10 protein-coding genes and 1 riboswitch are annotated in these 16234 nt (G+C 37.7%); of the genes, 2 read left to right on the forward strand and 8 right to left on the reverse strand.

The genetic code is table 11. From position 1 onward, the window contains the following. The first annotated feature begins 234 nt into the window (after positions 1-234). Both KAOT1_RS12045 and KAOT1_RS12050 read left to right on the forward strand, forming a co-directional pair. Positions 235-435 carry a hypothetical protein gene (locus KAOT1_RS12045; protein ID WP_083777340.1) on the forward strand — a complete coding sequence of 67 codons (201 nt, stop codon included), beginning with the start codon at positions 235-237 and terminating at the stop codon, positions 433-435. A 392-nt stretch (positions 436-827) separates the two neighbouring features. Continuing rightward, entirely contained in the window at positions 828-1031 is a 204-nt protein-coding gene (locus tag KAOT1_RS12050) for a hypothetical protein (RefSeq protein WP_007095096.1), read from the forward strand. 178 nt (positions 1032-1209) lie between these two features. On the opposite strand, the gene metF is transcribed toward KAOT1_RS12050, so the two are convergent. The 8 genes from metF to KAOT1_RS12090 all read right to left on the reverse strand — a co-directional run bounded on the left by metF (position 1210) and on the right by KAOT1_RS12090 (position 16159). After that, positions 1210-2166, reverse strand: a complete 957-nt coding sequence (metF, locus tag KAOT1_RS12055; protein WP_007095097.1) for a methylenetetrahydrofolate reductase [NAD(P)H] — start codon at positions 2164-2166, stop codon at positions 1210-1212. A gap of 366 nt (positions 2167-2532) precedes the next feature. Then, entirely contained in the window at positions 2533-5244 is a 2712-nt protein-coding gene (gene metH, locus KAOT1_RS12060; protein WP_007095098.1) for a methionine synthase, read from the reverse strand. Between the two features lie 72 nt (positions 5245-5316). Beyond that, complete coding sequence (locus tag KAOT1_RS12065; protein WP_007095099.1) at positions 5317-6318, reverse strand: homocysteine S-methyltransferase family protein; 1002 nt, start codon at positions 6316-6318, stop codon at positions 5317-5319. A gap of 246 nt (positions 6319-6564) precedes the next feature. Next, positions 6565-6667, reverse strand: a riboswitch (SAM riboswitch). Between the two features lie 321 nt (positions 6668-6988). Beyond that, positions 6989-7969 (reverse strand): SAM-dependent methyltransferase, encoded by a 981-nt coding sequence (locus KAOT1_RS12070; protein ID WP_007095100.1) that lies wholly within the window; start codon positions 7967-7969, stop codon positions 6989-6991. A 494-nt stretch (positions 7970-8463) separates the two neighbouring features. Continuing rightward, entirely contained in the window at positions 8464-14013 is a 5550-nt protein-coding gene (locus KAOT1_RS12075) for a GEVED domain-containing protein (protein WP_157560120.1), read from the reverse strand. 329 nt (positions 14014-14342) lie between these two features. Further along, positions 14343-14594, reverse strand: coding sequence for a class I lanthipeptide (locus KAOT1_RS12080; RefSeq protein ID WP_007095103.1), 252 nt, complete (start codon positions 14592-14594; stop codon positions 14343-14345). 176 nt (positions 14595-14770) lie between these two features. Continuing rightward, positions 14771-15091 (reverse strand): 2Fe-2S iron-sulfur cluster-binding protein, encoded by a 321-nt coding sequence (locus KAOT1_RS12085; RefSeq protein ID WP_007095104.1) that lies wholly within the window; start codon positions 15089-15091, stop codon positions 14771-14773. Positions 15092-15103: 12 nt separating this feature from the next. Next, positions 15104-16159: an NAD(P)/FAD-dependent oxidoreductase gene (locus tag KAOT1_RS12090; RefSeq protein WP_007095105.1), complete on the reverse strand. Its 1056-nt coding sequence runs from the start codon at positions 16157-16159 to the stop codon at positions 15104-15106. Positions 16160-16234 lie beyond the last annotated feature (75 nt).

The raw sequence follows: 16234 nt of genomic DNA on the forward strand, positions 1-16234 counted from the left end.
GCTATACTATAAATAAAAATATACTTTTGTCATTTTTGATAAAAGTTATAAAACTGATTTCTAAAAATAATCGATTTTATGTTTAGTTGAAAAGAGGAATTTAAGGCATTCCTCTTTTTTTTTGTTTTTATGACAAATGTTAAATACAGCGAACACGTACTTCTAGTAATGGAAAACCAACGTTGTTTTGTGACGTTTTTTAATAATTTTATGATGAATCAAAAAAGTAACGTCATGAAAAAGAAATCAATTCAAAAGTTATCATTGAAAAAAGCTTCCGTTTCAAAACTTAATGCAAATGCTGTAAAAGGAGGAACTGGACTTTCGCAGGTTGTATGTGAATCTCAAGATTTTTGTGTCACTATTGATTACACAAGATGTAGAGGAGAATATAACTGTCAGATATATCCTTACCCAACAGATCAAAATTTTTAGATAATAGATAATTATGTTTGTTGTCTGACTTAAAAAATTACAGCCATGAAAAGAGTTAATTATTTAAGTTTGTAAAAAACATATCTGTTTCTGTCGTGTTTAACCAACATTATGACAGATTTGGAATTCTGATTATATACATGAGTTAATTACTGTTCGTCAAACCAATCGTATTACTAGTTATGATGGAAATCTTACACACGGTTTGTTAATCCGAGAACCGAAGATTGCTAATAGATAAGATGCAAGTGTATAGCAAAAGAGAGGAAATTAATTTCCTCTCTTTCCTTTTATACCTATTAATACAGAGAACACATACTTTTAGTACCGTAAAAGGATACCTAATTATTGCTGCTATTTCTTAACTTTAAATCAAACTAAAAACCATAATCATGAAAAAAAGATCAATTAAAAAGTTAGCCTTAAAGAAATCAGCTATTTCTACTCTTAATGCAAACAGTGCTAAAGGAGGAACAAATGAGCCATGGCAATCCGTGTATATTTGTGAGTCTGTAAATTGGTGCCAAACGCTAGATTATACTGCCTGTGACGGTGGTTGGAACTGTGGAATTTTTGATAGAACAGGAAACTTATAGAAAAATAACAAACAAAGAGACTGTTTTAAAAGTCTAAATTTCGTCAAACCGAACTTGATTCGGTTTCGCATAACAGTTAGAAATTAACAGAATGAGATTCTGAGTCGAGCTCAGAATGACGCAAAAACAGTCTTAAAACAGTCTCTTTACCTTTTTAATTTATAATAAAGCGAGCAATTTAAAAAACCTCTTTAGCAATCGCATTGATATTGCTAGATCTTCCCATAGAATAGTAATGCAAAATTGGCACACCAGCCGCCACCAATTCTTTACTTTGCTGCGTACACCATTCAATTCCTACTTGGCGTACTGCTTTGTTATCTTTACATCGAACAACAGCCATAATCAAATCGTCTGGCAAATCTACTTTGAAGCGATGCGGAATTAAATTCAATTGTTTGCGCGTCGCAATGGGTTTTAATCCTGGAATAATTGGCACAGTGATTCCTTCACTTCGGCATTTTTCAACAAATTCAAAATATTTCTGATTGTCAAAAAACATTTGCGTTACTATATATTCCGCGCCTGCTTTTATCTTTTTCTTTAAGAAATGAATGTCCGAATCCAAACTTGGCGCTTCCATATGTTTTTCAGGATAACCTGCTACACCAATACAAAAGTCTGTTTTTGATGAGTTTTGCAATTCTTCATCCAAATATTTTCCGTTATTTAAGTCTTGAATCTGACTCACCAATTCAGAAGCATAGCGATGTCCATCTTTTTCTGCTTTAAAATACGTTTCACTTTTTACAGCATCGCCACGCAAAGCCACTACGTTATCAATTCCCAAAAAATCTAAATCGATCAAGAAATTTTCGGTGTCTTCTTTCGTAAATCCACCACATAAAATATGCGGAATTGCGTCTACTTGATATTTATTTTGAATTGCCGCACAAATTCCAACCGTTCCCGGACGTTTTTTCACTACTTGTTTCTTCAACAAACCGTTATCCAACTCCTTAAACGTATATTCTTCTCGATGATAGGTTACATCAATAAATGGTGGTTTGTAATCCATTAACGGATCAATATTATCAAAAATTGACTTGATATCTTGTCCTTTTAACGGCGGTAATATTTCAAAAGAGAACAATGTTTTCCCTTCTGATTTCGCGATATGATCTGTTACTTTCATGTTTTTTATAGTATTGAGAATTGAGTAATTAGTATTGAGACTTGCTTACTCGGCTCTTATATTTTTCGTTTTTTGCCTTTTTTGTTTATTTGACAACCAATCCAACATTCATAATTCTGAATTCATAATTCTAAATTCAATTAGGGCGTTCCCTTCGGTCGTGCTATCCGTTATATCTTTTTAAACAATTCTTTTTTTCGATTGTCTTTTAAAAAAATGACTTCAACTCATATTTACAATACACAGATTGCTTCGTCGTTCCTCCTCGCAATGATATTTCCTATATTAAAAAGGATGCCACTCCTATCACTAACGCCAAGTTCCTACAAAAGTGAGAAACTCAAACCTACATTATAAAATCATTCATCAATCCGCCAACGTTGGATGCAACCATTTTTGTGCTTTTTCTATGGTAATTCCTTTTCGTTTTGCGAAATCTTCCACTTGATCGTTCTTTATTTTACCAAGTCCAAAATATTTGGCTTCTTCGTTTCCAAAGTAATATCCTGAAACTGCTGCTGCTGGCCACATGGCTAGACTTTCTGTTAACGAAACACCAATAACATTTTCTACATCGAGCAATTCCCATATGGTTTCTTTTTCCAAATGATCGGGACATGCTGGATAACCTGGTGCAGGACGAATTCCTTTGTAAACTTCTTTGATGAGTTCTTCATTGGTCAATGCTTCATTTGCCGCATAACCCCAATGTTTCGTTCGTACTTGTTTGTGTAAATACTCCGCAAAGGCTTCTGCAAAACGATCGGCAATGGCTTGCGCCATAATTGCGTTGTAATCGTCGTTTTGTTCTTTGTAACTGTTTGCCAATTCATCTGCTCCAAAAATAGCCGTACAAAACGCACCCATATAATCAGTTTTCCCTGTTTCTTTTGGGGCAATGAAGTCTGCTAATGCAATGTTTGGAACTTCTGCACGTTTTTCCAATTGCTGACGAAGTGTTCTAAAAACTGCTATTTCTTTTCCTTTTTTCTGAATGGAAATGTCATCATCATTTACCGTATTTGCTTCAAACAATCCAAAAATTGCTTTGGCTTTGAGCGATTGTTTTGCAATGATTTCTTCTACCATTTTTGTGGCATCATCATACAATTGTGTTGCTTGTTCACCCACAACGTCATCCGTTAAGATATCTGGAAAACGTCCATGTAAATCCCACGAGCGGAAAAACGGACTCCAATCGATATATGGAACCAGTTCTCTAAGACTTAACTGCGTAAGCTTTTGAATTCCAAGTTCTTTTGGCTTTACAATGGTACTTGTTTCCCAATCGATTTTATATTTTTTTGCACGTGCAGCTTCTAATGAAATGTATGATTTTGCTTTTTTACGTTTTAAGAACTTTTCACGGAATTCGTCGTAATCTTGTTTTAACTTATCGCGATAGTCTTTCGATTTTTTCTTGTTTAGTAAATCGCCCACAACCGTTACAGCCCTTGATGCATCGTTGACATGTACGACAGCATTTTTGTATTCTGGATCAATTTTTACAGCCGTATGTGCTTTGGAAGTTGTTGCGCCACCAATAAGCAACGGAATTTCCAGATTTTGACGTTCCATTTCTTTGGCTAAATACACCATTTCATCTAGCGAAGGCGTAATTAAACCAGATAAACCAATGACATCTACATTTTCTGCTTTTGCCGTTTCAATGATTTTTTCTGGCGGAACCATCACTCCTAAGTCTACAATTTCATAGTTGTTACAACCCAATACGACACTTACAATGTTTTTCCCGATATCGTGAACATCGCCTTTTACCGTTGCCATTAACACTTTTCCAATTGCTTGTTGTTGCTCGCCTTTTTCTGCTTCAATAAAAGGTTGCAAATACGCCACCGCTTTTTTCATTACTCGTGCCGATTTTACTACTTGTGGTAAAAACATTTTTCCGGAACCGAATAAATCTCCCACGACATTCATTCCAATCATCAGGTTTCCTTCTATAACTTCAATTGGTTTTTCTGCTTGCAAACGTGCTTCTTCTACATCTTCTACAATGTATTTATCAATTCCTTTTACGAGCGAATGTGTGATACGATCTTGCAATTCGTAACTACGCCATTCTTGCACCGTTTCGGTGTCTGCTTTTTTTACTCCTTTGTACGATTCTGCCAAGTCTAATAAACGTTCGGTAGCATCATCGCGCCTGTCTAAAATAACATCTTCAACGTGTTCTAAGAGTTCTTTTGGAATGTCGTCATAGACTTCTAACATCGTCGGATTTACGATTCCCATGTTCATTCCCGCTTGAATGGCATGATAGAGAAATACAGAGTGCATCGCTTCTCGTACGACATTGTTTCCACGAAAAGAGAACGATACATTACTTACGCCACCGCTAACGCTTACGTTTGGATAGGTTTCGCGTGTCCAACGTGTGGCTTCTATAAAATCGATTGCATTTTTTCGGTGTTCTTCCATTCCCGTGGCTACAGGAAATATATTTAAATCGAAGATGATATCTTCTTCCGGAAATCCAACTTTGTTGACTAAGACATCGTAGGAACGTGCTACAATTTCCAATCGGCGTTCATAGTTGTCTGCTTGTCCAACTTCATCAAAAGCCATGACAATTACGGCAGCTCCATACCGTTTGATTTGTGTTGCTTCCCAAATGAATTTTTCTTCACCTTCTTTTAGAGAGATTGAATTTACCACACATTTTCCTTGAACAACTTGCAATCCAGCTTCAATGATTTCCCATTTAGAACTGTCGATCATAATTGGCACACGACAAATATCTGGTTCGGCAGCAATAAGGTTGAGAAATTTTACCATGGCTTCTTTTCCATCAATCAAACCATCATCCATATTGATATCGATGATTTGTGCGCCACCATCAACTTGATGTCTGGCGATTGCCAACGCTTCATCAAATTTTTCTTCTTTTACAAGTCGCAAAAATTTTCGTGAACCAGCTACATTGGTACGTTCTCCAACGTTGATAAAGTTGCTATTTTCATTTAAAACCAAAGGTTCTAAGCCTGAAAGACGCATGAATTTTGTTTGTTTGCGTTTTGCTTGGTTGCTGATGTTGGCTCCTTCTGGATTTTTCATTTTTTATCCTCTTTTCGTTTCAATTACACTTCAACAAGCTCAGTGTACTTTGTTCCTTTTTTCTTTTTTGACTTATGCGTTTACAACTACGTTGCGTGGTTTGTATTTTGCCGCTACTGCTGCGATGGCGCTTATATGATCGGGAGTTGTACCGCAACATCCACCAATAATGTTGATGAGATTTTTTTTGAGGTATTCTTCTATTTGCACTGCCATTTCTTCGGGAGTTTCATCATATTCCCCAAAGGCGTTTGGCAATCCTGCGTTTGGATGTGCCGAAACTGCAAAGTCCGTTTTGTTGGCAATGGCTTCTAAGTGTGGTTGTAATAGGTTTGCTCCTAATGCGCAATTGAATCCTACCGAGAGTAACGGAATGTGTGATACCGAGATAAGAAATGCTTCTGCCGTTTGCCCTGATAGTGTACGTCCACTAGCATCTGTAATTGTTCCGCTGAGCATGGTTGGGATTTCAATTTTTCTTTCTGCTTTTACTTCTTCAATAGCAAATAGTGCTGCTTTGGCATTGAGCGTATCAAATACGGTTTCTACTAGAAGAATGTCTACGCCACCATCTATAAGTGCTTCTACTTGTTGTTTGTAGGCGATGCGTAATTCGTCAAAGGTTACAGCACGATATCCTGGATCGTTTACGTCTGGCGACATGCTTGCTGTTTTGTTGGTTGGCCCGATAGAACCTGCTACAAATCGTGGTTTGTGAGGTTCTTTTTCGGTGAATTCGTCCGCGACTTCTTTGGCTATTTTTGCCGATTCGTAGTTAAGTTCGTAGACTAAGTCTTCCATTTCATAGTCAGCCATGGCGATAGTTGTCCCAGAAAATGTATTGGTTTCTACAATATCTGCACCCGCCGCAAAGTATTTTGCATGTACTTCTTTGATGGCGTGAGGTTGTGTGATGGATAGTAAGTCATTGTTACCTTGCAATGGTACTTGAAAGTCTTTAAAACGTTCGCCGCGAAAGTCTGCTTCTGTGAATTTGTAAGCTTGTAACATGGTTCCCATTGCGCCATCGAGGACAAGGATTCTTTTTTCTATTTCGTTCCAGATGTTTTTCATTGTATTTTTTCGCTTCGACTTTGCTCAGCAGTCTTTGTTTTTTGTTTCTTATGATCTTTTTGTTGCGATTTTGCTTCGCAATTTTTTGTTGCTTTTAGTTTCCCGATTTCTCGGGAACTTCGGCGTTAAGGATAGCAGCGGCATCCTTTTTTGGTAAAAAAAGATATAGCGGATAGCCTGACCCGTTAGGGTAACGCCCAAATTATTGTTATCAAAAAAGTGTAAGGAAATGATGAGAATTTCTCTTTGTTATCTATCCGCTTGCGCAGTAGAATGTAGCACCTTCTTTATGTGTAAAGGGTTGCTAAGGCTTCATCGGGTCTATTCCCTCAGCCTTTCTTGATAACGACAGTATAGGTATGAACTATTTTTTTACAAATTAACGGCATAGAAAAGGAAGATGCAAGTATTTTGCGATGATTTTTATGCGATAACGTTTTCGCATCTTGACTTTGCTTGGTTTGATGGGGTTTGCATCTCGACTGCGCTCGATGTGACAGGTTGTTTGTTGTTTGAAACTTTGAGTATTATTTAGGACTTTGCATGAACTTTAGGGTTCGTAGCTGTTCTCGATATACCAAATCAGAGATTTGGCATTTGATCTGACGGTTTGAAAATGGAATTTGAATTGTTTTACTTTTTTAACTTTTCAACTTATAAACTCACAAACTTAATTTTGTAATTTGAGTTCTACAGATGGTTTGAGTTCGTAGAAGAAGGTTACGTTTGGTGCTTCTATCGGATAGGTAATTTTCATTTCGAGTGGAATGCTGAGTGATGACTCGTTTCTGTGCAACCAAATGTCATCATGTATGTGTACTTTGGTGTCCACTACCATGGTATCATATGTTTCATTACCAGCAATGTTTATGGTTGTCGCGGGAAATGTATCTGGCAATTCTTTGTTTCCGTTACTATTTTTTACGGCTTCACGAACGTCTAAGATAATCGCTGCTTGTTTTTCTTTTTTAGCTTCTTTTCCTTTTTCTTGCGGATAGGTTAGACTTGCTTGCACGATAACATTGTTTGGAATGATTGCACAGTTTTCTGAGAGTTGTGGCAGCATATTCCAAAGGATTGGCACGTAGGATTCTCGGTATAGTAACGCGTCTAGTGTTTCACTGAATAAGATGTGGTATTTTTTGGCATCTGGAATTTGAAAGGTAACCGCGTCTGCTGTGTGATATTCTGTTACATAATTTGTTAATGCTAGTTTTTCGATAAGTTTTTCTGCCATTTTAATGGAAGCAGCATTTATTTCGAGAATAGTAAATTGTACTTCTGAAGCTTTGAATAATGGTGCAATTAACGTAATAAAAGGCGCATACGGTCCACAACCGGCATAGAAGATGTTGATGATTTCATTGGGATGCTGTTGTTGTTTTTGACGAATGAGCTTTACCATTCCATCCAAAAATTTTGCAGTTCTGCGATAATCTAATAAGCAAGCCGCCGCATGATTGAGTGAGAGTGCCATTCCACTAGCTGTTGGTACAGCCGCCATATGTTGCATGCCTTTTCCTTCTTCGGCGATGTTGGTCGTTTCTAGATAGTGTTTGTGAATTTCATCAATCGAGTTTTTGATGGTATCGAAGTCTGATTGATTGTTGAGAATGGTTGTTGAGAGCTTTTTGATGGTATTGGTCAGCATGCTTGTTTTGATTTTGCATAAAAGTAAGTGATGCTTTTGAATTTAACAACCCGTATTTCTATGTGTTTTGTATTGTTGTATTTGCTGACAGTTGTTTTTTTTATTTATTTCTTGTTTGAAAGTATTGTGCAGTATTGCAGGAAGCTTTTGTTTGCGTTGGAAAGCATGTTGCAGCATTGCAGGAACGATTTGTTTGCGTTGGATTTCGTGTTGCAGGTCTGCGAGAAGGTTTTGTTTGTGTTTGAAACCGTCTCGCAGGTCTGCAGGAAGCTTTCAAACACGTTGGGAAGTCTGTCGCATTGCTGCGAGAAGGTTTCAAACGAGTTTTTATTGCTAATTTTTCAATGAAATGATTAAAATTCAGCTTTTTATTGCGAATTATTTAAAAACTTACATTTTTCTTACATTATCGTTTTATTCATATTTTTTCCACAAAAAAACACGCTACAGTTTGTGTTACGTAGCGTGTTTTTGTAGTGATGTTTTGGATTTTTTTAGTAAATCACTTTTTGGATTTTTTGTTTTCCATTTTTTAGTGTGACTTTTATAATGAGCGCACTATTGGTTTGCCTTAAATTTGTAATGTTGTATACTTCTTCATTGATATCTTTACGGTCAATGAGACGTTTTCCTAGAATGTCGTGAATGGTAATGTCTGCTATTTGGCTTTTGTAAGCGTGTACTTTTATTTGATTTTCGTTTGTTGTTATAACGATTCCTGTGTTGGAATTGAATTCTTCTATGTCTAATGTACTCGCACTTGGCGCAAGGTATTTTAATACAAAACGATCGGCATAGTTTCCATTTTCTGAGTAGAAGCTGTATGGAGCTGTGCGTAAGTCGTGAATTTCGCCTGTATACAAGTCTTCCAAATATATATCTTGATTGGTATTTTCAAATAATCCATCAAGCGCATTTATAGCAATTGTGTAGTTTCCGCTTTGCGCGATTTGTATTCCTAATGGTACTTCATCTGTATCTTGAAATGGTAATGATCTTCCTTGAATGGACATTTCTGTATTGTCTACTATTGAATACATATGTGTTGGCGCATCGCTTAGATTGTCTCCATCAAATAGTCTGTCTTTATCATTTGATGCGCCTGTGATATATCCTATGAGGATGGAAGATGCTTTGTTGTCTGAAGCAATGATGTCTAGCCAAATTCTGTGTTTTTCTATGACCGCATTTTCACCATCATTTTCAAATTGACCAACATCTGTTGGATCTTCACCAGCTCTGTAAAATTGATCGTTGGTATATGCTACACCACGCATAGAGTTGTTGAACTGAATTGTTGACGACGTTGGTGCTGCATCATCCATAAGTACGAAGAATGCTTGTCCAGCCGCAATATTTCCGTTGAAACCTATTGGGTTTGATCCTGTACTGTTGTACTGAATGTAATCGTCTTCATTGTAATTGTATGCGTATCCGTTGTAGAAAGGATCTGCATATAAGTCACTTGGCGTACTTAGGTGTCTCCATAAATATACTGTTCCTGTGATTGTTGATGGATTTGTATCATCCGTAATTACAGAAGCATTTGCTGCAATGAACGCATCCGCAGATATTGCTGATGGGTAAGGATTTCCTACTAAATTCCAGTTGTCATCTAAAGCTGTTGCTACAGTTCCGCCACCGCCAGGATAGTCAACTCCTGTATACGTTCCTCTGCTCACTGGCGTATTAATGATTCCGTTGTTTGGACGTCCTACAAATTCTGCTGTGTTGGCTACACTTGTTCCTGAAAGTCCACGAATTATGTATCCAGTTCCGATGTCCATGTTTCCAGAAGCACTTTGCCATTCTCCATAATTTCCGACACCATTTCCACTAACAGTAGCTGTCCATTGATATATGAGATAGGAAGCAGTTCCTGGCGATACATCTGCAACATCAAAACCTTCTACAGCAGATGACCAATAGATGTAATCGAATCCATTAAGACCTGTTACTGTACGATCCATATTGATTTCACCTGTGTTGTTGTTGGTTACTACATCTGTGACTTGAATTAGGTTGGCACCATCGCTCATATGAATGGTTCCGCCAGCTTCTACATTGATCCAATCAGTCACCGTAAGCGATGAACCTGAATCCATTTCTAGATAAGCACCATTTTTTACCGTGATATTTCGAGCGAGTCCGTTGCCCGATGTTCTGGTGTCAATTGCCATTCCGTTGTCTTTGATAATAACACAATCGTCTGATGTTGGAACGATTCCTTGTGACCAGTTGGAAGCATTTCCCCAACCATCAATGGTACTATCAAAGATTCTTGTATTGTTGGTTACGTTAAAGTTAGAACTCACTGCTCCACAACCGTTTGCGAGATTTGCATCAATAGTGAATGAATAGTTTGCTTCTTCTAGTTGTGCTAAGGTTGGCATTGCATATACTGTTTCATAACTTCCTGAAACGTATGGTGCATCTCCAATATTATCATTATCCGTATCAATATATAAGTCAATGATTCCTGCTGGTGTTGTTGTCCAATCTACAGCCGTTACGTCTTTGTCTCCAAATAGTTTTACATTATCTACTGCAATTCCATCAGACCAAACTGCATAAAAGCGAATACGTACACTGACCGTAGGTTGATTGATGTAGGCAGATAAGTCATAAGAAAGGTTGTCAAATTTCGTTCCGATTCCTACATCGGCAATGATGTCCGCAGTAAGTGCTGTCCAGTTTGTTCCATCTGTAGAAACTTCTACTGTAAAGTAATCATCTGCACCGCCATTTCCATCTTCTAAATAGTGTGAATAATAGCAATCAAAACTGAATGCGAGATTGACATAATCGGTTGTATCGTATGAGGTTGTCGATTGTAAAGCATTGTGTGTAATGTATGAGTTTCCACCTCCGTCAGCTCCAACATCAGAGTTACAGATAACAAATTGGTCATTCCCAAATCCTGAAGATATTGCAGGGAACCATACTTCTTCTGATGGCACAAATGTACTTGTTTGATTCTGCCAAGCAGAACGCGCATTGATAGCCGCTCCGTTATCATTTAGAATGATGTTACTGAAAACTCCTAAATCACCAGATTCAAAGTCTTCATCAATTAGAAATACATCTTCAACATCTCCTGATACTGAGATTTCTAGCATATCATTTTCCCCGCATACTACTCTGTTATTGATATCTGGTGTGATAGTAACTGTTGGTATGGGATTAAATTTTGCGGTGATTGGTTCACGCACCCAAGATTCACAGAATCCGTTGAATGCGGTCACATAATAGGTTGTTGTTGCTGAAATTGATGGTGTTGTCCAGTTTCCTGTGAGTGTTGTTGCTACTAGATTTCCGCCCGTTTCTGCATCGTACCATCTGTATTGTGTAATGAACGGTGTTCCCGAACCTGTAACAGATAGATTTACAGTTCCTGGACCACATGTTTCTCCTTCTGTAATGGTATCAATTATAGCATCACAGTAGGGTTCTACTGTAAATAGATAATCTTCTGCTTCTCCATACTGATCGATTGTTGAACCTGTATCTACAAAGTTTTCACATGGATTAAAGTCATGCGAGTTGTTGTAATCAAATATTGAATAGTCATATCCGGTGTAGTTTCTGACACGTATTCTGTAGTCGCCTGCAGCAGTTCCTAATGGAATGATAAAACCAAAAGTTGTCGTTGTGGTTGAGATAAAGTTGGAGTTGTAAACTTCTTCTGTTGTTTCGTCAAATACATCGTCTTGATTCCAATCTACCCAAGCTTTCCAAGTGCATCTAAAAGGTGCTTCTACGTATACGTTCACTCCTTCACCTTCTACTTGCCTTGCTAGGGTAGGTAAACCTGTAAAATCTTGGTATCCTGTACTAAAACTAGAACCTGTGTTGGTAACATCTTCTAGTGTTCCTAAGAATGCTACTTCTTCAATGTACATTGTTCCTGGCGTATCTGTTGTGGGTTGACATGGTCCTGGAACGATTGTCGGCGTAGTTACACAAATATCAAATGTACCTTCACTTGTTCCATAACTGTATACACGTACATAATAGGTATTTCCAATAGTTAGACCTGTAGCATTGATTACTTCCAAACCTGCTCCTGTAGTTCCGTCGGCACATGCAATATTAGTTCCATTACAAGCTCCTGATCGAAGGTCTAATACAAGATCACTGATTGTTCCTGGAGTTGCTGTAATGTCATGACTGGTTGCCGTAGCGACAAAGCTATACCATACGTCATCATCAGCGTTTCCTGTAAAACCACCACAACTAAAAGCAGCTATACTTTGTGAAGCATCTATCGTAGTTCCAGTGACACTTGTGATACATGTATTGTTTGGACTTACACTTAATGAAGTTGCAGATGCACAATCGTCATTTACAGGTGGAATTATTGGTGTGGTCACACAGATATCAAAAGTGCCTTCATTTCCCGTACTTCCAAAGCTGTAGACACGTACGTAATAAGTTGTTCCTATGGTTAAACCTGAAGCATTTAGTACTTCGGCGTTTGTTCCTGTTGTGGCATCTGCACAATCAATATTTGTTCCTGTACACGCACCTGATCGTAGATCGATTACTGCATTTGTAAGCGTTCCTGGAGTTACTGTAATATCATGATCTGTTGCTGTTGCTGTAAAGCTATACCAAACATCATCGTTTGCATCACCTGTTGCAGCATTACAACTGATGGCAGCAATACTTTGTGTTGCCAATTCTGTAGTTCCTGAAATACTTGTTGTACAAGTATCGGCACTTACGGTTAATACCGTAGCATTTGAGCAATCATCATTTAAAGGTGGTTGTGGCGGCGTTGTCACACAGATATCAAATGTACCAGCTCTTGATGCATTTCCTCTGCTATATACACGAACATAATAAGTTGTTCCGATGGTTAAACCTGTTGCATTTAGCACCTCAGCATTTGCGCCACCGGTATTATCGGCACAGTCAATGTTAGTTCCATTACAGGCACCCGATCGTAAATCGATCACAACATTTCTAATGGTTCCTGGTGTCACAGTAATATCATGCTCAAACGCTGTTGCAACAAAACTATACCAAACGTCATCATCGGCATTTCCTGTAGAACCATTACACGTGATTGCTGCAAGACTTTGCGTTGCGTTTTCCGTTGTTCCCGTTGCACTTGTAGCACAAACTCCTGTAGGACTTACTCCTAAAGAAATGGCGTTTGCACAGTCGTCATTAGAGGGAATTATTACGGGCGTTGTTACACAGATATCAAATGTTCCATCATTTCCAGCGCCACCATAGCTGAATACACGAATATAATAGGTTGATCCGATGGTTAAACCTGTAGCGTTGATAACTTCATCATTACCTCCTGTTGTATTATCTGCACAATCTATACTTGTGGCATTACAAGTTCCTGATCTTAGGTCTACTACTAAATCATTTATTGTTCCTGGACTTACAGTTATGTCGTGATCTGTCGCTGTTGCTACAAAGCTATACCAAACATCATCATCGGCATTTCCGGTAAAACCATTACATGTTAATGCTGCTATACTTTGTGTTGCATTTGTTGAATCTCCTGAAGTAAGTGTTACACAGGTACTTGTTGGACTTACGCTTAATGAAGTTGCGTTGGCACAGTCATCATTTAGCGGTGTAACCGGTGCTGCCGTAATTAGTGTTACTACAATATCACCATTAAGATTGTTTGTAGTGGCGCAATTGTAACGATTTAAATGAATTCGGTAATCGCCTGTAGTTGTTGGAGTAAAATCAATGGAGGCTGCTGTTCCAGTACACGCAGGACCATTGTCATCATTGTATGCAACGGAAGTTCCTGAAGCATCTCTGACTGTCATTTGTGTATCATAACCTGATCCACAGTTAGAGAGCCTGTATGTTGCTCCAGCAATCATATTTGTTACTTGAAAATTTCTTCGACCTCCTTGATTCGCTGGTGGTGTACAGGTAATACTGTTACCAACAACCGTAGGTGCTGCTGTAGTACAAGCATTGTTATTAATTCCTGCGCATTGTGCAGAGGCTACAACGCAGAAAAGACACACGGCTATGAGTGTCATCCAATAGGGGAACTTCATGTCTGGTAGTTTATAGGTTTAGATATAGGGAACTTTTCTGTTTTCTAAAATTAGAAAATTTATCTTTTCACTCAACTCTGCTTTAATGCATTTCGACGTCATTTTTGAACATTTCGCCGAAATGGAAATCATTTTTACGCAACGAGCCGTCATTTCTATGTTATTATAAATAAGGCAATTACGGCTTCTGAAAACCTAAAAAATAATTTTAATTGAAAATAACTATCTTTAGAGTTCTGGTGTGCAGATTTACCGTTGTTTTTTGGCTTTCTTGACAAAAAAAACGAACCGAAGTTCGTTCTTTTTGAAGTTTTTCTGTTTTGTCATAATTATTGACAGTTTCTACATGTTGGAAATTCTGTTTGTGTAATACAGTCGTTGAAAATGCTTTGACATTCTTTTCCTTCCGTTCGAGCGCAATCTGCAGTTGCAATACAAATGTTGATTCCGTTTGCGTTGACATACGTACGAATACATACTTGAACTGAGTTTGTCGTGTTTCCACCTCTGCTTTGTGAAGCATCAAGATTGGAGATCGTTTTTCTGTTAAGCGCTAAATTTTTTAATTTCTTTTTTTTCATGATCTTACCGTTTAAATATTAATAATCAATAAGTTACTTATCTTTTTTTACTAGAAAGTATGGTAATACCGTATTTAACACTTCGACTCCGCTCAGTGTAACGCAATTCTTTTTGTTTTATAAAATGTTATACACTTTTTCGTTCCGTTTAGTGTAGCGTACTTCTTTTTTCGATGTTAAACTTCAGGTGCCAATTCTATATACAACTCATTTAAGTTTTCAGTGATTGGAATTTGGCATCCTAAACGGCTGTTTTCTTTTACATAAAAGGTTTCTGCCAACATTAAGTCTTCATCAATGCTCATTTCTGGAAGTTCATGTTTTGATAATATATAACACTGACAAGAAGCACACATTGCCATTCCGCCACAAGTTCCTTCTACGGGCAATTCGTAAGCTTTGCATATTTCCATAAGATTCATCGCCATGTCTGTCGGCGCTTGTACTGAATGCTTCTTCCCTTTTCTATCTTTTATATAAATGGTAATATCTGACATTTTATTTTGGATTTAATAGATCGTTTGAACCGTTTCTCTTTTGGCTTCTTTTTTGGAACCGTCAAATCCTTCTACTCCAGAAACTGTAGTGTATTTCATAACATATTTTTTCCCTGGATTGATGCGTTGATAAGCGCTTTGACACATAACTGCCGCTTCATGAAATCCAGAAAGTATCAGTTTTAGTTTTCCTTTGTACGTATTAACATCTCCAATTGCATATACGCCCGGAATGTTGGTTTGGTAATCGTATGAGTTATCTACTTTAATGGCATTTTTTTCAATTTCTAATCCCCAATCGCCCAACGGACCAAGTTTTGGAGATAGTCCAAATAATGGAATGAAATGATCTACTTCTAAAAAAGCTGGTTCTTCTCCTTTTTTCTGAACCGTAACTCCTGAAAGTTCATTTTCCCCATGCAAATCTGTTATTTCTGCAGGTGTAATCAGGTTAATTTTTCCTTGGTTTTTGAGTTCCTGAACTTTTTCAACAGAATCCAATGCACCACGAAATTCGTTTCTTCTGTGCACTAAGGTAACTTCCGAAGCAACATCTGCTAGAAAGATTGACCAATCTAAAGCAGAATCGCCGCCACCAGCAATGACTACTTTTTTGTTGCGATATACTTCTGGATCGCGAATGATGTATGCCACGCCATTGTCTTCATATTTTTGAAGGTTTGCAATAGGTGGTTTTCGCGGTTCAAACGAGCCCAATCCGCCTGCAATGACAACCACAGGCGCGTGATGTTTTGTTCCTTTGTTTGTGGTCACTATAAAGGTATCGTCTTCTAATCGCTCTAAGGTTTCTGCACGTTCTCCTAAGGTAAATCCTGGTTCAAATGATTCAATTTGTTTGAGTAAGTTTTTGATTAAATCGCCTGCTAAGATTTCTGGAAAACCTGGAATGTCATAGATTGGTTTTTTAGGATATATTTCTGCACATTGTCCGCCAGGTTGTGGCAACGCGTCTATAAGATGTGTTTTTAGTTTGAGTAATCCTGCTTCAAAAACTGTAAAAAGTCCTGTAGGTCCAGCTCCGATGATGAGTATGTCTGTGTGTATCATTTTTAATAATAGTATTGAGATTTTAGTATTGAGTATTTAGATTTTATTGTGTTTTTAGATTGAGCTTGTGATTCT

The organism is Kordia algicida OT-1 (assembly GCF_000154725.1).
Taxonomy (GTDB): domain Bacteria; phylum Bacteroidota; class Bacteroidia; order Flavobacteriales; family Flavobacteriaceae; genus Kordia; species Kordia algicida.

Coding starts and splice junctions, on each gene's coding strand:
- KAOT1_RS12045 (WP_083777340.1), top strand. CDS start 235: ATGAAAAAGAAATCAATTCAAAAGTTATCATTGAAAAAAGCTTCCGTT.
- KAOT1_RS12050 (WP_007095096.1), top strand. CDS start 828: ATGAAAAAAAGATCAATTAAAAAGTTAGCCTTAAAGAAATCAGCTATT.
- metF (WP_007095097.1), bottom strand. CDS start 2,166: ATGAAAGTAACAGATCATATCGCGAAATCAGAAGGGAAAACATTGTTC.
- metH (WP_007095098.1), bottom strand. CDS start 5,244: ATGAAAAATCCAGAAGGAGCCAACATCAGCAACCAAGCAAAACGCAAA.
- KAOT1_RS12065 (WP_007095099.1), bottom strand. CDS start 6,318: ATGAAAAACATCTGGAACGAAATAGAAAAAAGAATCCTTGTCCTCGAT.
- KAOT1_RS12070 (WP_007095100.1), bottom strand. CDS start 7,969: ATGCTGACCAATACCATCAAAAAGCTCTCAACAACCATTCTCAACAAT.
- KAOT1_RS12075 (WP_157560120.1), bottom strand. CDS start 14,013: ATGAAGTTCCCCTATTGGATGACACTCATAGCCGTGTGTCTTTTCTGC.
- KAOT1_RS12080 (WP_007095103.1), bottom strand. CDS start 14,594: ATGAAAAAAAAGAAATTAAAAAATTTAGCGCTTAACAGAAAAACGATC.
- KAOT1_RS12085 (WP_007095104.1), bottom strand. CDS start 15,091: ATGTCAGATATTACCATTTATATAAAAGATAGAAAAGGGAAGAAGCAT.
- KAOT1_RS12090 (WP_007095105.1), bottom strand. CDS start 16,159: ATGATACACACAGACATACTCATCATCGGAGCTGGACCTACAGGACTT.